The organism is Lysinibacillus sp. fls2-241-R2A-57 (assembly GCF_030209535.1).
Classification (GTDB): Bacteria; Bacillota; Bacilli; order Bacillales_A; family Planococcaceae; genus Lysinibacillus.
In genome coordinates, this window is sequence record NZ_JARVRU010000113.1 from 1 (window position 1) to 20,106 (window position 20,106).

The 20,106-nt window shown below is 36.3% G+C and carries 12 protein-coding genes; 5 read left to right on the forward strand and 7 right to left on the reverse strand.

The window, feature by feature from the left end; genetic code table 11:
• Positions 1 to 840: 840 nt before the first annotated feature.
• Positions 841 to 2,316: a hypothetical protein gene (locus tag QRN68_RS17310; RefSeq protein WP_285398156.1), complete on the forward strand. Its 1,476-nt coding sequence runs from the start codon at positions 841 to 843 to the stop codon at positions 2,314 to 2,316.
• A 97-nt stretch (positions 2,317 to 2,413) separates the two neighbouring features.
• Here QRN68_RS17310 and QRN68_RS17315 read toward each other — a convergent pair whose 3' ends face one another.
• Entirely contained in the window at positions 2,414 to 3,598 is a 1,185-nt protein-coding gene (locus tag QRN68_RS17315; protein WP_285398157.1) for a CaiB/BaiF CoA transferase family protein, read from the reverse strand.
• Positions 3,599 to 3,980: 382 nt separating this feature from the next.
• Positions 3,981 to 4,892, reverse strand: coding sequence for a CAP domain-containing protein (locus QRN68_RS17320; protein ID WP_285398158.1), 912 nt, complete (start codon positions 4,890 to 4,892; stop codon positions 3,981 to 3,983).
• A gap of 477 nt (positions 4,893 to 5,369) precedes the next feature.
• Here QRN68_RS17320 and QRN68_RS17325 point away from each other — a divergent pair, with 477 nt between their 5' ends.
• The 3 genes from QRN68_RS17325 to QRN68_RS17335 all read left to right on the forward strand — a co-directional run bounded on the left by QRN68_RS17325 (position 5,370) and on the right by QRN68_RS17335 (position 11,977).
• Positions 5,370 to 6,938, forward strand: a complete 1,569-nt coding sequence (locus QRN68_RS17325) for a sensor domain-containing diguanylate cyclase (RefSeq protein WP_285398159.1) — start codon at positions 5,370 to 5,372, stop codon at positions 6,936 to 6,938.
• A gap of 461 nt (positions 6,939 to 7,399) precedes the next feature.
• Complete coding sequence (locus QRN68_RS17330; protein WP_285398160.1) at positions 7,400 to 7,564, forward strand: hypothetical protein; 165 nt, start codon at positions 7,400 to 7,402, stop codon at positions 7,562 to 7,564.
• A 144-nt stretch (positions 7,565 to 7,708) separates the two neighbouring features.
• Entirely contained in the window at positions 7,709 to 11,977 is a 4,269-nt protein-coding gene (locus QRN68_RS17335; protein WP_285398161.1) for an S-layer homology domain-containing protein, read from the forward strand.
• A 288-nt stretch (positions 11,978 to 12,265) separates the two neighbouring features.
• Here QRN68_RS17335 and QRN68_RS17340 read toward each other — a convergent pair whose 3' ends face one another.
• The 5 genes from QRN68_RS17340 to QRN68_RS17360 form a co-directional block, all read right to left on the reverse strand.
• Positions 12,266 to 12,418 (reverse strand): hypothetical protein, encoded by a 153-nt coding sequence (locus tag QRN68_RS17340; protein ID WP_285398162.1) that lies wholly within the window; start codon positions 12,416 to 12,418, stop codon positions 12,266 to 12,268.
• A 66-nt stretch (positions 12,419 to 12,484) separates the two neighbouring features.
• Positions 12,485 to 13,879: a nucleoside recognition domain-containing protein gene (locus QRN68_RS17345; protein WP_285398163.1), complete on the reverse strand. Its 1,395-nt coding sequence runs from the start codon at positions 13,877 to 13,879 to the stop codon at positions 12,485 to 12,487.
• Positions 13,851 to 14,576 carry a FeoB small GTPase domain-containing protein gene (locus QRN68_RS17350; RefSeq protein ID WP_285398164.1) on the reverse strand — a complete coding sequence of 242 codons (726 nt, stop codon included), beginning with the start codon at positions 14,574 to 14,576 and terminating at the stop codon, positions 13,851 to 13,853. The genes QRN68_RS17345 and QRN68_RS17350 overlap by 29 nt, the downstream gene beginning before the upstream one ends.
• Positions 14,573 to 14,827: a FeoA family protein gene (locus tag QRN68_RS17355; protein WP_285398165.1), complete on the reverse strand. Its 255-nt coding sequence runs from the start codon at positions 14,825 to 14,827 to the stop codon at positions 14,573 to 14,575. The genes QRN68_RS17350 and QRN68_RS17355 overlap by 4 nt, the downstream gene beginning before the upstream one ends.
• A gap of 418 nt (positions 14,828 to 15,245) precedes the next feature.
• Positions 15,246 to 16,547 (reverse strand): hypothetical protein, encoded by a 1,302-nt coding sequence (locus QRN68_RS17360; protein ID WP_285398166.1) that lies wholly within the window; start codon positions 16,545 to 16,547, stop codon positions 15,246 to 15,248.
• 563 nt (positions 16,548 to 17,110) lie between these two features.
• On the opposite strand from QRN68_RS17360, the gene QRN68_RS17365 reads away from it, so the two are divergent.
• Positions 17,111 to 20,106, forward strand: a 2,996-nt coding sequence (locus tag QRN68_RS17365) for a DUF8202 domain-containing protein (RefSeq protein WP_481817462.1), incomplete at its 3' end; no start/stop codon positions are given.

A 20,106-nucleotide genomic window follows, 5' to 3' on the forward strand; every position in this document is an offset into this window, starting at 1 on the left:
TACGTACGGTGGTGTGAGAGGTCGGGAGTTAATCACTCCCTCCTACTCGATTGTTGTAGGGAGAAAATTGAACGAATCTTCTTGGGTTAAAAAGCAAGGCTATGATGAAAGGGTGGGGGACATGCTCCTTCACGAACAAATTTGCTGATGCCATAACAGGTGCAATTGATGGATTGCGCCGTTATCCCAGGTTGCAGAAAAAACTTTTTTAATATTGTTGGAAAAATGGTCAAGGGAATTTTTGTGAATGTTGTGTCGCCTTATATAGAGTGATTTTCGTTTCAGGCTACCCGTTTCCTCCGTTTCGCTGTTGCTGCCGCTGCGCTTTCGATGCAGAAAAAATACGTCAAAAAAAACTTTGACGTATTTTTTTGTAACTATTTAGTTGGTCGCCCGTCTACTGTTGTGAGAATGCTTTTTTCTCGATTACATTTGTGAATGGCGCATAGCTTTTATTAGTTGTGCGTGCTATGGTGCTAGCTTTGACTAGCGTAGGCAATGAGCTATTTGTGACAATACAAATGGGCTACCAACTTATGAGTGATTGTCCAATGCTCATTTGCCGTTTTTCTTTCAGATATTTTATATACAGCAAGCTTCATCTTTTAACCCATCTAGGAGGTATTTGTACCTTTTATAGATGGTTTTTTTTATGCTGATCTAGCTAAAATTGTTCAATTTGCACAACTACATTGATTGTAACTTCTTAATACATATCTCTATTTTTTTAGCATATGTTGGATAAGATTTGTTATATTGAAGAAAGAGTGTTAAAGGCACGTATTTTACATGATAGGGGAAGATCTTTGTTGGTTGAATTTGATAGGGGGATCCAGTTACATGTTGTTGGATTGTGATGAGCAGTTATTCATGACATATAAACATAGTGGTGAAAAAGGTGCTGAAAAGTTACTTTCAAAATGGTTTGAGGCAGAGATTGACTTGCAGGTAGACCCGAAAATACTAGGTACTGCACTTTTGCCAAATTTATTTTTAGTGAATGAAGAAACGGCGATGAATATTGCGTTTTCAACTGCACGAAAATATTGGGGTCGTGTAACGACAGACATGCAAACTTTTTTTAACAAGCATGGTTTGGATACTAAATTTGTAAATGAACGTCTCAATGATTTTTTTTATACGCAAAAAGGCAAGGAAACCTTTTTTGAGCAGCTTTTTGCACAGCATACAATGGACTTAGAGCGATTAATCTGGCTAATATTTGGGAAGCGAATGCAAATTACAATGCCAGTTAATGAGTTAGAAAAGATATTTTTATATAAATTTGAAAATGTTTATTTTGTGCATATGATTTATAAAGAAGATGCTCAATTTTGGCATTGGCTTTTCATCAAAAAAGTTTATTCACTGTTTATCCACAAACCTTTAGAACAATTCACATTTATCCATGAAATGATGGGTCATATTGAACAATCTACAAGAAAAACTTATACACATGTGGATAACTTTGTGGATTATTATAAAAAGACTCTGGATAAGTGTATAACTTATGTGGATAACCGGAATTCTACTTGCTTGGCGAAAAAACAGCTACATCTTTACCAGATTGTAACTCACTATCGTTTATCAGAAGGGGATTATCGGTGTGTTAAAACTTTAATTACTTCCTTTGAAGCGGATTGGCGATATTCGATGTATGCGTTAACGGAGAAAGAAAAAGTTCTGATCGCCTATCTTCTGTTTCATATAGCGCATCGGGAGAAGAATAATGAAAGTGTTATTCAATATGGTGAGTATTTATTAGAAGATGAACGGCTTAATAATTACGCGATAGAGGTTTTGTTGGAGTATAAGGAGTTATTGCCTAATCGTAAGCCAACACCTCCTGCCATTATTAAAAATTATGAACTTAATTTTTTAGAAAATTTGTATGCTGTATTGCTTGATCATTATGTAAGAATGGAGCGTTATCAAGAGGGGCTCCTGCTTTTACAGGAACATGTACTAGCATCCAATAAAAAAATACATGCCTCTTTAGTGCAGAAAAACTATAGTAATGAGCAATTTATCGCGATTGAAGCATCAGTTCAGCAAGATATTGCCCTACATGTTAATAATTCATTACAGCATATTGGCTTGTCTGTGGAAGAATGGCGCCAACATTACCGTCAACCAGATACGCCTTATTATTTGGTAGCACAGAGCGCATCCTTGCATATGCTAAATATTTTAAAAGTTTTATTTGTTACGGAGCAGTACGAGCTTTTTGAAAAATTAATGGAAATCTATAAAAAATATTTGCTCATAGAGGATCATTTCGAAAAGCTAAGAGTATTTATAAGTGCGTATGTTTAACTTCTTTCAACGGATTAGAAATACAAAAAAAGTGTCTAATATGTTTTAAATGCAGCATTAGACACTCTTTTTATTTCATATATTTTGCGTAATGGTACTATTCTAAAACCCCTTTGTCCTGTAAGTCAGCAATTTGCTCGACACTATAGCCAAGTGAAGATAAAACTTCTTCATTATGCTCTCCAAGTTTGGCACCGACATGCTTGTACTCTGGCTTGGCGCCGTCAAACTTAAAAGCAGAAGCAATTTGCTTTTGTATTGTACCATCGCTCTTGGGAATATCTACAATCATGTCACGAGCCTTGAGCTGTGGATGCTCGCATGCTTCCGGAAAAGTTAAAACTGGTTCGACACATCCCTCGAAATCCTCGTTAAATACTTCAAGCCATTCTTTGTAAGTCTTCGATAAGAATGCATCATGGACTGCCTCTTTAAAACGAATTTGTGTATAGTATGAATCATTAAAAGTATTATCAATGAGCTCAGGAATATCAAGCGCTTCACAGAGCAATTTGCGGAATTGAGGCTCAAGACTTCCTACAGAGAAGAATCGGCCATCCTTTGTTTTGTAAAAGTCATAGTAGCTGCCGCCATTTAAAATTTCCTGTTCGGGCTGAGGAACACGACCACCGCCAATATAGGCAGACCCATACATAGCGTTGAGCGAGAATACCGCATCCGTCATACTTATATCAATATATTGTCCTTCACCTGTTTTTTCGCGGTGTAAAGCAGCTGCGAGTATACCAATTGCCGCGTGCATTGTACCCCCGGCAATATCAGCTAGCTGAATACCCATTGAGACAGGTTTTTTATCTTGATGGCGTGAATAATCAAGTAAGCCGGCTAATGATAAATAGTTATTGTCATGTCCTGGTCGATTGCTATATGGTCCAGTTTGTCCATAGCCTGTAATTGAACAATAAATAACCTTTGGATTTACTTCTTTTAGAGCTTCATAGCCAATGCCAAGTCGTTGCATGACGCCTGGTCGAAATCCTTCGATAATGACGTCGTACTCTTTAACGAGTGACTTGACAATTTCTATAGCTTCAGGCGATTTTAAATTTAATGTTAATGATTTTTTAGAACGATTCAAATGTTGATGAATATATGACTCGTGATCATCGTCGTAAGGAGGCATAATGCGCGTTAAATCTACACGCTTTGAAGATTCAACGTGAATAACCTCTGCGCCTAAATCAGCAAATATCATTGTCGCCATTGGCCCTGGTAGTAATGCAGAAAAATCGAGAATTTTTAACCCCTTTAAAATACCCAAATCTCCCAACCCCTTTTTGTGTAGGCTACAATGCCATCTATTTTTGAGAAGGAATTGTAGCGCTTTTCTCATTATCCCCATTTTGTGAAAAGCGTGCACCATTTCTGTATTAATACAGAATGTTTGTTAATTTATCAGTATTATAACAGAAGAATTGATGGCTTGACCATGTTAAGTTTTATTATAAAATAATTAGTCAGAAAATTATATGTCAGAATAACAATAAAAGTAAAAAAATTTAGAATAAAGATTCTCTGTCAAATTTCAGATAATAACTTTCATTTGTCTGAAAATTTTATCGTGATAAAGATGTAAAAAAATCTCTATGCAATAAATTTTCGCATAGAGATTTTTGTGTGCTATTGATTATCGATTAACCAAATTATTTAGAATAGAAGTTAACTGTATAATAGGGTGCACCGTTATCTTTAAAACAGACACCAACAAAAATATGTGTAAATTCTTTTCTTAAAATATTTGTACGATGTCCTTTTGAATTCATCAGTGCTTCATGGGCAAAAATACTATTGTGCTGTCCATGGGCTAGATTTTCGCCATACCAGAAGTAATTAACTCCACTAACAGTGAGACGGTCATTGGAATGATTACCTACATGATCCTTATGGCTAAAAAATTGATGTGTAATCATATTGTTGCTGTGCTGTCGAGCAATGTGATTACATTTTTTATCATAAATAAGTGGCTGTAATCCTTCTATAACTCGCTCATGATTAATAAGTTCAACCATTAAATCTTCAAGCCCTGTTCGTAGTTCATTGCAAGGCTTACCATAATAACCACTTTTACTTAATTCTGTTTCGGCATTAATCCAAATGATAGAACGAACTTTATTGTTTTTGTGTAAATCATAGAAAAAAGTAACATAGTGATGATCGATTAAATAGGTCCCATGTGTAGCATTACCTTCACAATCATTATAATCGAGTAAATAACTTGTATTTTGATAGTGAATGGCACTGAGCGGAAGACCATATTTTTTATACACATCTGTTCGATTGGCACCGATAAGAACACCAAATACGCTATACCCAATACGTGTTTCATATCCTCCAATCTCATTAGAATTATGTTTTCCTACGAGGGAGAATTGGGAGTAGTCCGCATTTACTCGATGCCATTTCATTTTATATTCACTTTGAAAGCTAGGTAGTGACAAAGTTTTTGATGTATTTATTGCATTTGAACGAGCTGTCTTTTTTGGATTAAAAGAAGTATTGGCCCATAATGCCATACTGAAACCAAACATAATTGGAGCTGCTTTACGTAACAACATATTTATACCCTCTTCTATAAATTTATAATAAAAATCTATCGAAAATATAAGAGCTTTATAGATATAAAATACTATATTTTTATTCCGTTAACGATGCTAAACTTTTGGAACTTTCCCTACTATATGGATCATCCTCCGAAAGTTAGGGATGATGATGATTTAAACATATGTAATGATCTTCGTTCCGACAGGGTGACTCCTTGGGGGGCAGCGTCACAGGGCTCATCGGATGCCCCGAGAAAGCGCCCAGTTGGAACGGAAATCAACCCCACGTTATGGTTATGAGCCTACTATCGTACTTTTGTTATAATAGGGTCATGAAAAACACTATTTTGACAAATGTTTTTTCTTAACAAACGAAATTATCCTTAATAAGGAATTTTTTGTGTTTTAATAGACTAATAGAGATAAAGTTAATTGGCAGTAGTTGAAAAAGATATTTATAAGAAATTATAAGCTAGAGGTAAAGGGTAGAAAATGAAATCAAAACGTATAAAGTTAAAACATTTAATCATGGGAGTTGCGTTGGCTGCATTTTTCTTAACAAGCATTGGTAGCATTTGGAGCGGTTATCGAATGAATGTTGACTCCATTAAAGAAAATACGCTTGAAACGAATCGAGTATATGCTCAAAAATTAGCGACAACCGCAAGTGCTTATCTAGAGGAAGCTTTTCAGATTTTAGGATATAGCGCCAACCATATAAAGTCGAAAATGAATGATGAGAATGCATTGAATAGTGAAACAGAGCGTTTGAAAATGCAAGATAATATGTTTAACTCGGTGTTTATCACAAATGCAGAGGGTCTTGTATTATCTGTTACACCACCAGCTGAAGAGGTGCAAGGCCAAGTATTAAACGCTGTTGAAACAGAAGAAGCGTTATTGAAAAAGAAGCCTTTTGTCTCAAAACCATATGAGGGGATGACAGGACGTCTTCTGATTTTTATATCGTATCCTATTTTTTCAGAGAAAGATGAATATTTAGGAATGGTTGCTGGGACAATTTATTTAAAGGAACGAAATGTTTTTAATACGTTACTAGGGGAACATTATTATCAGGATGGTTCGTATGTTTATGTAGTTGATTCAGATGGACGCGTTATTTATCATCAGGACCCAAGTCGTGTCAATGATATTGCTATTGATAATAAAGTTGTTCAAGCAGTAGTTTCTGGAAAAAATGGAGCACAGCAAGTGGTGAATACAAAAGGAATAGAAATGCTTGCTGGTTATAGTACCGTCCCTTTAACAGGTTGGGGTGTTGTTGCTCAAAGACCATTAGATGTAGCATTAGAACCTTCATTTGATCGTGTACAGGATGTCATTATAAAATCCATTCCTCTTATGCTAATTTCACTCATTATTGTACTTTGGGCGGCAGCACGTATTGCAAATCCTTTACAGCAATTAGCTACTTTAACAGAGGAGAGCTTGGAAACGAAAAATGTAGAAGGCTTGAAATCTGTGCGTGGCTGGTATTTTGAAGTTTATTATTTGAAGAGTGCTCTTATACACAGTTTAACGTTTTTACAGGGGCAAGTGTCTTATTTTAAGGATCAATCTACAACAGATCCATTAACAGGTATAACGAATCGTCGCACGATGGATGCAATGCTAGCTGAATGGCTGGAAAACAAGTTGCCGCATGCCTTCATTTTGTTTGATTTAGATCATTTTAAGAGTGTTAATGATACGTATGGCCATGCAGTCGGCGACAAAGTATTGCAATTTTTAGCTCAAAATATGAAAGCAGTCGCTCGTGATGGAGATGTTTGCTGTCGCTACGGTGGCGAAGAATTTGTTTTGTTATTGCCAAATACTACAGCTGAGGAAGCGGCACAGGTGGCGGAGCAACTGCGCCATATTTTGGCTCATACTATAAGTCCTTGTGGTCGCCCAGTGACATTATCTGCTGGAGTTGCTGTATATCCACAAATGGCTGACACTGCAGAAAAGCTGATTGAAGCTGCGGATGGGGCGCTGTATCTTGCAAAACAAGCTGGACGAAATCAAGTCATAGTCGCTGAACAAGAAAATAAATAAAAAAATGTATTGAAATAGGCTTACATCTTTTATTTTTGGGGTACACGATTAATACGACAATCATTTGGGCAAGCTACTTTTAAGTCATTCCCCATATGACTTCTAAAACATGTTCAAATGATTCGTAAACTCGGGACACATCTCTCGATCGACTTGACAAGATGTAAGGTTATCCCCCTTTCCCTTATGACATCGCAAGTTCGACCGGATGTATGCCTATATATCGCTAAAGCCAAGAGAGCACCGATGCTCCTTGGTTTTTTTGTGTTATGAAAGGAATTTCAAAAAAACGGTTGGTCAGTAGACGAAGAGTGTAGTGTCCAAACTGTTTTTTTGATTCATCACCAAAAGCTAGGGATAACATTTGTTAAAACGTATGCTCTAAAAATAAATTGATTGGAGCAAAGACTGGGCGACTCCTTGGGGATTAGCGTCACAGATGAGACCCTGGAGGCTAGCGGATGTTTTTGTGCGAAAGCAAAGCGTCAGCGGCAAATGTTTTTATCTGCGCGAAAGCGAAGCGACAGCAGCAAATGTTTTATATCTGCGCGAAAGCGAAGCGACAGCAGCAAAGCGCCCAGTCGGAACGGAAATCAACTCCACGTTATGATGATGTGCCTTTTTGAGCTTATTGCTAGCTTTTATTAACGATTTTTTTCCATTATTTTAGAAATGTCTATGAAGGTTCACTATCTACCTGTCGATATAAAGGGTATGATGAAAATGATATTTTGTACGTATCAAAATACATAAAAGAAAGGAAGAGTGGGATGGATAAAACAAAAATCCAAAAAGTGAATAAAGCACTGATAGCAACGGTTTTTGCTACTAGTGGGATTGCTGTTGTAGTGCCACCACCACAAAAGGCAGCAGCAGCTACTTCACCATTTACAGATATTGACCAATATTCAAGTCATTATGACAATATTTTAAAACTATACTCTCAAGGTGCGATTAGTGGGTATGCAGATAAAACTTTTCGACCAAATCAAAATGTAACACGTGGTCAGGCAGCAAAAATGCTAGCAACTGTTTTAGACTTAGACTTAAAAAATGTACAAGATCCATATTTTAAAGACGTTCCACAGGGCAGTGAATACTATAAATATGTAGCCGCATTGCAAAATGCAGGAATCATGTCTGGATATTCAAATGGAACATTTATGCCAAATGAAGTCGTTACACGTGGGCAATTAGCGAAAATATTAGTGCTAGGCTTTAAATTTGAGGTGGCATCTAATTACAACCATAGCTTCAAAGATGTAACAAGCCAAACAAGCAACGCCATCTATATACAAACTTTAGTTGATTTAAATATTACAGAAGGAACAACACCTGTCACATTCTCACCATTTGATGCGGTAACTCGTGGACAAATTGCATCCTTTATTGTGCGTTCACAAGAGAAAAAGAGCAATGCCACATCTTTCAAAATTACAGGTGTTGAAGACGATGTTGTCTACATAAATGCTGAACCATATTCAGTACCAGAAAGTCTTTCACATATTTTTAACGAATATAATGCACCAGTATTAAAAGGTGCGTTTATTGAAGGGGATCTTTCAGGCAAAACTATTCGCTCTGTATCGAAGCTAACATTGAATGCGAGCGGGACAAGCTCAAAATTCCTAGAGTTTGATGGCGATCATGGTTCCTTCGGTGCGACAATTATCGTAAATGGGAACTATATTGAATTTTCAAATGTTACATTGACTGGCACAATGTATGTGAACGAAACGGTACGTCCACCTTTACATTTAGGTGTTTCCAACTATAATCCATTATCGATTGGCCGTATAGCAAGCAATAATTTTGCGTTTATCGACTGGTCTAAACCCGAAAATCCAAATGGTGAAAATCCACCCCCGTCCAATAACGGTCCGACAACGGATTTTGAAAATTGGACAGATCAGAATTCAAACAAGAATCCTGATAAAAACAAGCCATTTGAGAATTGGTCTAAAGATAAAGTGACGATGAAAAATGTTGAAAAACATATTGAATTTTATAACAGCACTGTATCACGCCTAGTCGTATCTCAAAGCGGTACAAAAATCGAAACAAATATGAAGCTACCACGTGTAGACATCATCAGAAATGTCCGTGAATTTGAGATTCAAGGAAATATCGGGACACTAAACCTCGATACAGATACAAAGCTAACAATCTACGGAGATGGCAAGATCGACTGGATTAACTACAATAGCTATACAGATTTAGAGCTTTATTTGGACGGTCGTGTAGGTACTCTGTACGTTGATAATGCATATGGTTGGGTTGATATTGGAGATTACACATATATTGACAAAGTTATTATACCGAAGGGCGAGTCACCGAATAATATCTTCGACGACTTCCTAGAGGATAAAGATAATGTAGGCATTATTACTGATCCAGACGGTAAACCGATTGATAAGGATGAAATTGAGAATCAAAAACCGACTGATAAAACGAAACCAATGGTTGATATCACAAAGGTAACACCATTAAATGGTAGCGATGCTCAGGTGGATTTTACGTCAGATGAAGTCGGCACTTACTATTATATAGTTCGTGAAAAGAGCGCTGATGCACCAACAAAACGAGAAATGGTAGAACGTATTGCTACTGAAAACGCAGCAAGTGGAACAGGTGCGGCTGTAAAAGGCACAAACACTGTTAAAGTCACTAATCTAGGTGAGAAAAAAGAATATGTCGTTTATGTAATGGTAGTTGATGGAGCGAAAAATGCTTCGGATATTAAATCACAATCATTCCAAATGAAGGATGGCTCACCGCCAGCCGTAAAGTCACTTACAGTAGATCCACTAAATGGCGGAACACGCGCTGAGTTAAAATTTACAGCGAGTGAGCCAGGGGAATATTACTACTATGTGCGTAAAAAGACGACTGCCGCAGATCCTACAACTGCAGACATTATTGCTAAGCCAACAGGTAAAGGGAAGGCAGTTGCGGGTAAACTTGGGATTACTGAAATTTTAACAGGTTTAGAAGCTGAAACAGAGTATCAACTTTATGTAGTGATGAAGGATGATTCGGGTAATAAATCGGTGGACCCTATTCCGAAAGAGGCTATAAAGGAATTCAAGACAAGTGCGTTAGACAAAATTCCTCCATATATAGTTGGAGGAGAATTATATAAATTGGACGAGATTAAAAACGAATTTTATGTAACAGTGAGCGAAGAGTTAGATCCTATTACTGCTGAAAAAGTAGAGAACTATGAATTTACAGGTACAGGGATTATTAATGTAGGCTTACAAAAACCAATTCGTCCCGAAAAAGTTGTCTATAATAAGTCTCAAAAAAGGTTAATCTTCACTGTCCCTTCATTAACAGGTTTTGTCAATGGAGATAACTTAGTTGTAACTATATCTCCAACTGTTAAAGACTTAGCTGATAATGAATTCGAAAACATTAATAATATTCCGCCTAATAGTGTTCCAAGAAATACAGCTGAATATATTCATAAAGATGGTGAGTGGCCTTACTTAACAATCATAGGGGAACCTGCGATTAATAAGGAAAAAGATCAGACACTCGTGGAATTCAATGCAACAAAAGCAGGTACTTATCATTATTTAATTATGGAGTCAGACTTAAAGTTAACAAGGGATGATCGCCTACGTTTAATTGAAGCTGTTCAATTGAATTCAAAAACTTTTAAAGTTGGAACAGAGGATGTAGCTATTGTCGGTAGTGGTGGTAATAAACCAGCGCAATTAGGACAACAAAAGGTTACCATTCCGCTTCCAAATGCGACACCACCATTAGATCCATTTAAGAGCTATTCGATTTATATGGTGCTACGAGATCGTTCAGGGAATGTATCTGACATTCAAACAAAACATGTTATTGATGACCGTACACCACCGAAAATTGAAAATACATCAATAAAAATAGCAGAAGGTGACAAGAAGGCTACTTTTAGATTTATGTCAGATGAAGATGGAACATATCACTACATCTTGAGAAAAGAAGGAGATCCAACTCCACCACCAACAAGTGCAGCTGAGGTTATTGCTAAAGGAACAGCAAGCAATATGCGGAAAGATACAAATGAAATTAATCTTTCCTTAGAACCTCATCAAAAATACGAGCTTTATGTTGCTGTAAAGGATCGCTATAATAATGAAACAATGTTACAGGTGGGTACAGAATCGAAAGTTTACACGTATGATGAAAAACAAAATAAACCAATGAATCTGACACCTGGCGAGAATGGCACAGGTGTTATGGCATACAAATTCTTCTCAGATGGGACACCACCAAAAGTAGAAGATCCTATCTTTAAACGTCTCGATGGCAAAACATTTGAAGTAACCTTTTCAGAGGCTGTTGATCTAAAGGATGCAGATTTTAAATTAATAGATCCAGATACAAATACAGCTATTTCACCATCCTATGCTTCATGGAAATGGGAAGATACGACTGGTAAAAAGGATTCTGACCCTCGTAAGCTAATTCTTAATTTTGCTAATGAAGTGAAACAAAGCTTTGACATAACTGTAAATGCTACAGTTAAAGATAAAGGTGGCTGGACATTTAGTAAGGAAAGAGCAGAGTACAAATATCCAACGAAAGTGAATACAATTACTTCTGCAACATTATTACCTGATACACAGTTCCTAAGTAATCTAAATATTTCTAAACAGGTTCAAGTTGTCGCAAACCTAAATACTGATATTACATGGGATCAGCACTATTATTGGGCAGTCCTTTCTGAGGGATATGAATTAACATTAGAAAATGTACAAGAGATTATAACGAAAGCAGATAGCAGTAATTTCACATATATTCCTGGTGGAGCAATCGTTTCATACGGAAAAGGAAAAATTACAGCACCTAATGACGCAAGTTCTGCCAAAACGTTTACAGCTATCCAAACTGGAAGTGATCCGAATTCAACAAACGTGTTCCAAAAAGACCAACGTATTTATCTATTCACAAAAGATAAATATGGAAATATTGTTTACGCGAAAGAATCAACAGCTCCAACAGCTCCAACTTATGTATTAATCAAGCCTAGAACTCAATAAGCATAAAAAAGAGGCAGGGCATAACGAGGGCACTGAAAAACTTATGTTTTTTAAACGATTAAGTTTTTCGAAATTAATAAAGAGGCACTTTTTGTTCGGATTTGAACAGAAAGTGCCTCTTTTCTTTGATTATTTTTATTCTTTTTCATTCAATAACTTGACTTTTAATTTAAAGATCACTTTGTTGAAAGATATTAAATTTCATATTTCCTAAAAATTATCCAATCTTTTAGGATGAAAAAAACCCTCCTGAGTAAAAACGTAGCAGAAGGGCTGTCGTATATATATTTAATAAGTATTTCGTTTTATTTCGGCAAGCTTTCGCTTTAATATTGCATTTTGTTTATTCATTTGGGAAATTTGATTTTCAATAATTTTTTTTCCATAACCTTTAGGGGCAGAGGCGATTAAAACAACATTATCATCTGATTCTTTTTTCATTGTTGCATCCTCCTATCAGCTTTTTTAAGAAATAACAAAACCGATATCCTTTAATTAGCCCCTCCATCACACCCAACCAAACGCTCGAGCAACTGTCGCCGTTAGCCATGTTACGCTAATGGCGATAACAGTTGGAATTAAAAATGACATAAATGTCCATTTCGCACTTTTTGTTTCTTTATAAATGTTGACTAAAGTCGTTCCGCAAGGGTAGTGCAGGAGTGAGAATAACATCATATTTAAAGCTGTTAGCCACGTCCAGCCGTGGTCGATAAACACTTGTTTTAGCTTCGATAAATCTTCAATTTCTAGCATAGCTCCTTGAGATAAATACGCCATAATTAGGATAGGGATAACAATTTCATTGGCTGGTAGCCCAAGGATAAATGCAGCCATAATAAAGCCATCCATACCAAGAGCCTGACCAAATGGGTCTAAAAAGTTAACAAAGTGCATGAGAATACTTGTATCACCAACGTAAATGTTGGCGAATACCCAAGTTAAAATAGAGGCAGGTGCTGCAACGATAACCGCTCTTTTTAATACATTCCATGCTTTATCAATACTTGCTCGTATGATTGTATTCCAAAACTTTGGTCTTCGGAATGGTGGAAGCTCTAATGTGTAATGAGTTGGTACGCCTTTTAAAGCCGTTTTAGAAAGGACCCAAGATACAGTTAATGTTACAACGACACCGAACATGACAAATCCCATCAAAATTGCTGCTGTCATAAATGTACCTGCTGCCCCGGTAAAACCAGTTACCATAAATAATGATGCTAATAAAATAAGTGTTGGCCATCTCCCGTTACAAGGAACAAAATTATTCGTTAAAATAGCTAACATTCGTTCACGAGGAGATTCTATAATTCTAGTAGATAGAATAGCTGCAGCATTACAACCAAAGCCCATTGCCATAGTTAATGATTGCTTCCCATGTCCTCCTGCTCGTTTAAATAAACGGTCCATGTTAAATGCTACTCGTGGTAGATAACCGTAGTTTTCTAATAGAGCGAACATAGGGAAGAATATAGCCATTGGCGGTAGCATAACACTAATAACCCAACCAGTCCCTCTAAACAGCCCAAGAACTAAAACACCATGTAGCCATTCTGGTGCGTGCATTACTTCAAAAAGTGTTGTTAGCTTACCCTCTAAATAGCCAAATAAGCTTGATAACATATCTGATGGTACGTTTGCGCCAGCAATAGTAATGTAAAAGACAGTTCCAAGCAGAATGAGCATAATAGGGAATCCCCAAATGCGCGATGTGAAAATTTCATCTAACTTATCGGATCTATACATTGCAGGCTGCTGCGATACTATCTTTTTACATAAGGATTTACTTTTAGTATAAATATCACTAACGATTTCATCTCGAATATCCTCATTCGAAACTTCTTTCACTTCAGCTAAAATGTTTTTTAACGCACTATGATTTAACACTGACTGGGACTCCATTTGTTCTCACCTCTCTCTGTCTATTATTCTCATGATTTTGCAGTTTTAAGATCAATTCCTCATCACCGTCAAGCAAGCGAAGGGCAACCCATCTCGATGGATATTTATCATCAAAATAACCTTCTAATTTCGATTCTACCTTTGTTATGGCTTCCTCTATTTCTTTCGAATAGGTCATGCGATAAGGAGTTGTAACAATTTGCCCATTTACTAGTTGATTCAATGTATCTAACAATTGATCAATTCCTTTTTTATTTCTAGCTGATATTTTTACGACTGGGACTCCTAGTTCGCGAGCCAATTTCTTTTCATCAATTCGGATACCTTTTTTCTCAGCTTCATCAATTAAATTGATACAAATGATGACATTGTTAGTCATTTCTAATACTTGGAGCGCAAGATTTAAATTTCTTTCTAATGATGTCGCATCAAGCACAACAATCGTTGCATCCGGTTGGTCAAAAATAATATAATCTCTTGCTACTTCTTCATCTGTTGAGTTGGAAAATAAAGAATAGGTCCCGGGCAAATCTACGAGTACATATTGCTCGCCTTTATGCTGAAAAGATCCTTCTGCATGAACAACTGTTTTCCCTGGCCAGTTCCCAGTATGCTGCTTCAATCCTGTTAATGTATTAAACAATGTGCTTTTACCTGTATTTGGGTTACCTGCTAAAGCTATTTTATTTACTCTCACTTTGTATCCCCCCTAACAATTTCTCCTAAAATCTTAGAGCTCTCATCATTACGTAATGCAATTGTTGTATTGCTTACACGATAAGCTACAGGGTCTCCTAAGGGACTTTTACGAAGAACAGAGATTTCTGCTCCTTTTACAAAGCCTAAATCTAATAATCTTCTTCTTAAAGGACCCTCGATCTTTATTTCTTTTATTAAAAAACAATCCCCAAATGAGCATTCAGAAAGTGGTATTAATGTTTTTGTCATACGCCTTTTTTATTCCTTTCGTTAATAATTTTTCCCTAACTTCATATTGTTTCTTTAAGGAAACTTTATTCAAGGATATGCCTGTTTTATGACAGATGTCAATGGTTTTCGGAATTTTTTTTTGAAAAGTGTGATAAAAGAGCGTATTGAATAGGAGAATTTGGCAATACGTATTTGTTTGTTGGACCAAGGAATGTTGGCAAAAGGGGGCTGCTTGGCATATCAGAAAGAGCAAAAGTCGTTGATGCACGGATATAAAATAATCCTTATTATGGTGTATTAATGTAAGTTAGATTTCGTTACAAGTGTCCATGAATCTTTAAGAGGGGGGCTATTTTTGATGTTGTGATTGAAGAGCAGAGAAAAAGATAACCCTCTGCAAAAATGCAGAGGGTTATGATGAAAAATATTGAGCGGATTAATTTCTAACAATCTGGAATGTACCAGGTGTAGTAGTTTGAATAAAATGTCGATTTCCTTCTACTGTGTAATCAGCTGGGATTTGCTCGTTAAAGTCATAAGTACGAACGATGGAGGCATTTGATGGTAAATTCTCGAGAATGATTTCCATATCTGCCTCGAATTCAACTGGTTTATTATTTAATGTTGCTTGGAATGTGATCTGATTCAAATTTCGTGTAATTTGAATTTCCATAACACCAGTATCCTTATTAAGAAGCGTTCCTAGCGGTGGAATAATAACCGTCATATTGGATTTTGTTGTTAAAATGAAGCGCTCTGTACTATTTTCCGAGTCAGCAACATTAATTTTTGCCGTATAGGTATTTTTGTTTCTAGTCATAGCTGTAATTTTACCTGGTAAGGCTACTGTATCCGAAAAAACTGGAGTTTTTGTTTTGCTCCCTTTAGTCGGTAGCTCATATTTTCCATTTACATAGTCTGCTAATGTCCAGACATTTGGCACAAGCTGCTGTTGCACAGGCGTTAAAGCTTCGAAAGCTGTTTTGACTGCCTGTACATCTTGAGCAGTGGACGTCTTAGGCGATAAAGCTGCAATAGCGTTCTCCACTTCCTTTGCCGCCGCCTTGTCCTTCACAACAAGCTGTTCAGCATCTAATAAAATCTTTTCGACGCCAGCAGGTAATGAGACGTTTGTATATTTGCGTAGTGCATTGAGCTCAGCTCTTGCATCAGCTACATCTTGATGGAAGCTAATACGAGAAGAGTTTAACAATTGGATTTTATTGACTACTTTATCGATAGATGTATTTGGTGTGATATAGGAATTCAGTATTTTTTGTGATTCTGCACTCACATATGTTTTTTGCGCTGCATTTAACGTATTGTACCAATCTTTCGTTTCCATGACATTTTGATAGTAATTGGATGAAGTTGAATCCACTGAAGCTAATTTTTCATCAATTTGTGCAGCAAGCTTACGATACGCTATTCTTGTCTGTTGGTGATTTGACAGGGTTGAATAATTCGTAACGTATTGTTTTTCCGTTTCAGTTAACGCATTGTAGGCTTTGAGCGCTGCCTCAAGGTTTCCTTGGAATGAGTAATAAGTATCGTTAATGTTCGAAATAAGCTGTATAACATTCGAAACGTTAGAGTTGTAGTAATAATTATTGTATATGTAAGCAGTTTTTGTATGTCCCGCGATATCAGCAGCCGATGCTGACGTAGTAGGTGCAGTATAGATCAGTGAAGGAACAGCAACTAGTGCGAGTAAAGTTAGTTTTCTTTTGTTTTTCATAATATGGGAAACCTCCTGTATGGTTTTGAATAAGTGTGATGGTAACTCATAGGGATTTTTGTCCTAGATAAAATAAGAAATGGTTTATTATTTACCTGCTGAAAAGAGTTCTGTCTAGACGTAAATATCTTAGTAGATGTCGATAACCTAATTTTATCATAGCTTAGGATTTTTTTATGTATATTTTGGATGAATAGGTAAATAGGTTTTGCGTTTTTTTAAAGATTTTGTGTCTTATGTACTTATGAGAGTCCAGAAGGTTAACGAAATATGATGATAAAAACAGGCAATGTTGATGAAAGAACAACGATATTGCCTGTTTTTTAGTGTATAGAATGTGTTCTTTTAAATGTGGATTGTGGATATTGTCATGGAAGCAATTAAAGCACCTATGACAAATTATTGTTGTATATGTTTTGTATAGGTCGATTTTCTATAGTTAATGATGAGGGAATCTGTCGAAAAGAACGGATCTCTTGGAAAAAGATGTTGTTGAGTAAAAGGAGGTATGAGAGTTCATTCACTTGTAATTTAGGAAACTTTAAAAAGATTGGAGAAAAAATATGCAAACAACAAAACAGCAAAAGTGGTGGAAGTGTTCACTAAGTATGATGCTTTCAATAATTCTTATTGCTAGTAGTTTATCATTCGCTATAGTACCCGATAGAGCACAGGCAGCAAGCACAACCCCCGAATTAATTGTAGATTATGAATTTACGGACCAAGGATCGGGTAATATCTTGCCAGTAGATAAAAAAGGTAACTCTACATTAGCGGAGGTTTCTGGAACGCATGGCGGACAAACATATGGAAATACAACTGCAACATATGGATCTGATAGTACAGGCCCTTATTGGCAATGGACAACAAATACTAATCGTGGGGGTGGTTTCACACTAGATATTGATCCAACTAAAGTAGGCAAAGAAATTGATAAAAGCTATACGATCAGCGTACGTTTTTCTTATGATACATTTCATAGTAGCTGGACAAAAATTTTAGATTATAAAAATAAAACTGAAGATCAAGGATTTTATTTTAATGAAAATAAAAAATTGAAATTCTTTGATGTAGGTCCTATTGGAAGTACACCAGCTGCCCAAAACAGTATCATTGATATTATTGCTACAAGAGATGATGGTACAAAAAAATTCACTGCCTATATGATGGTAGATGGTGTATTCCAAAAAGAAATTGAAGTAAACGATACAACTGGACAGGCTATCCCATCTATTGTAGATAACAAAATTCGTTTTGGTTTTTTCCATGATGACTATAAGTCAACTGGTAAAGAAACAACAAAAGGTGGGAAAGTATACTCAATTAAATTCTGGGATGGGGCTGTAACACCTGCAAATGTACTTGAGGTTACTGCTGCTAAAGGGGAAACTGAGGGCTCAACAAAATTAACACTCCCAGCACCTCAAACATCAGAAAACAAATTTAAAGTACTTGTTTCAGACAAACTACTAACATATCCTATGCCTGGAGATACACTTCCTACAGGAGCTCAAGATTACATTTCAGGATCAGATGTAACAAATGTCGATGAAACAACAAACAAATATGTTGGCATTTATGAAGTAGATGCGACTGGACAGATTGTAGGTTTTCGTCTCATTACTTTGACTGCAAATGAAATTAAAAACCAAGCTATTTCACCAGGTGGTGTTAAAGGAGCTGCACTATGGTTACGCGCTGATAAAGGAGTAACAAACGAAACAGGTAAGGTTACGACGTGGATAGATCAGAGCGGTAATAATAATGATTTCTCTCAAGTTGATACTAGTAAGCGGCCTGAATACAATGATGAAAGCAAACGTCTAAATTTCAACAAAGCTGTAACTTTTAATGGAACTTCTTCTTATTTAGTTAACGAGAAAGGTGTTATAGGGACAGCTACCTATAATAACTTTAATGTCTTTACAGTATCAGGAATAGGAAACACGAATAATTCTTTATTTTGGGAGACTATAGGGTCCAGTGGTAGATTAAATGTTCATCTTCCCTATGGTTCTACTGTTTATTGGGATGCTGGATTGCAAACAACTGAGCGGGTATCAACTCCTAGTAATTCTATTACTCAGGGGAACTATTATGCTTGGAACTTTAATTATGGTATTAATAGCTCTGAAGATCCCGGTCAATCCATTTACCGTGATGGAAAGGAACTTGTTTCTGTTAAAAGTAGAACGAACCCTGTAAAAGGTGATAATCAGAAGATGTTTTTGGGTTCACAGTCTGATACAAGTGGTTTTTATAAAGGTCAAGTAGGTGAATTAATTTTCTATTCAGCTCCATTAACAGAGCAAGAAAGAAAACAAATTAATTCTTATTTAGCCATTAAATATGGCATTTCACTTGATAATATAAGCTATTACAATACAGAAGGCAATGTAATTTGGCAAGCAGATGCTAAATACAACTCCAATATTGCCGGTATCACACGTGATGATGTCCAGGATTTGTATCAAAAACAAAGTCGATCAGTAAATGATAAATCAAAATTAACAATTGGTATTGGTCCTGTATTGTCATCAAAAAATGAATTAGTGGATGGAACACTTACAAATAAGCAAACGTTAATTTGGGGAGATAATGGTGAAGGCTTAACATTCACTCAGCAAATTGGCAATACAAATAAAAATCATACAGAGCGTATTTGGAAAGTACAAAATACTGGAAATGTCGGCGAAGTGTTAATTGCAATACCAAAAAGTAAACTCGCTGAAGGTGCCTCATTGGTTGTAGGTAGCAGTGAATCAGATTTTACTTCCACAACCGCTACTGAATATCAATTATCAGAAGTCCAGTTTGAGGGAGAAACTTATCTCCAAACAAAAGCAACTTTAGGAGATGGACAATTCTTCACTTTTGCTGCTCCTGCCCCAAAAGTTGAAAGTGCTAACCTAGATAAATCAGAAGTGAATGGTAATAAAGTTGTACTGACATTTGACCAACCAGTAGCACTAACAGCACCAGAATCAAATGGGTTTACAGTAAAACTAAAAGCAGCTAATGGTCAAGAAGAAACAATCACTAATGCGACTTTTAAAGTTGACCCAAATGATCCAAAAAAACTAATTGTAATTTTACCAGCAGATAAAGATGTATCTGGCAACACAATAGCAGTGTCATATGATGGATCAGGTAATTTAAAAGGTGCAAATGGCGTTCCTGTTAATAAATTTAATATTGATGTGGCACCAGCTGTCGGTAAATCAAAACTTGAAGAGAAGATTAAAGGTATTGACGGAAAGCTTGGAAATGGAACACTAAAGGCAGAAAATTACACACCAGAAAGCTGGAGTGCATTACAAAAGGCACTAGAGAAGGCAAAAGAAGTATTTGCAAAACCAGATGCAACACAAGCAGAAGTAGATAATGCAAAAACAGCATTAGAAAATGCAGAAAAAGACTTAGCTCCAGTCTCAGCGACCGTCGATAGATCAAAACTTGAAGCGAAGATTGATGACATTGATGGAAAGCTTGGAAATGGAACATTAAAGGCAGAAAATTACACACCAGAAAGCTGGAGTGCATTACAAAAGGCACTAGA

Coding starts and splice junctions, on each gene's coding strand:
- QRN68_RS17340 (WP_285398162.1), bottom strand. CDS start 12,418: ATGAAAAAAGAATCAGATGATAATGTTGTTTTAATCGCCTCTGCCCCT.
- QRN68_RS17310 (WP_285398156.1), top strand. CDS start 841: ATGTTGTTGGATTGTGATGAGCAGTTATTCATGACATATAAACATAGT.
- QRN68_RS17320 (WP_285398158.1), bottom strand. CDS start 4,892: ATGTTGTTACGTAAAGCAGCTCCAATTATGTTTGGTTTCAGTATGGCA.
- QRN68_RS17355 (WP_285398165.1), bottom strand. CDS start 14,827: ATGACAAAAACATTAATACCACTTTCTGAATGCTCATTTGGGGATTGT.
- QRN68_RS17330 (WP_285398160.1), top strand. CDS start 7,400: ATGTTTTTGTGCGAAAGCAAAGCGTCAGCGGCAAATGTTTTTATCTGC.
- QRN68_RS17345 (WP_285398163.1), bottom strand. CDS start 13,879: ATGGAGTCCCAGTCAGTGTTAAATCATAGTGCGTTAAAAAACATTTTA.
- QRN68_RS17360 (WP_285398166.1), bottom strand. CDS start 16,547: ATGAAAAACAAAAGAAAACTAACTTTACTCGCACTAGTTGCTGTTCCT.
- QRN68_RS17335 (WP_285398161.1), top strand. CDS start 7,709: ATGGATAAAACAAAAATCCAAAAAGTGAATAAAGCACTGATAGCAACG.
- QRN68_RS17325 (WP_285398159.1), top strand. CDS start 5,370: ATGAAATCAAAACGTATAAAGTTAAAACATTTAATCATGGGAGTTGCG.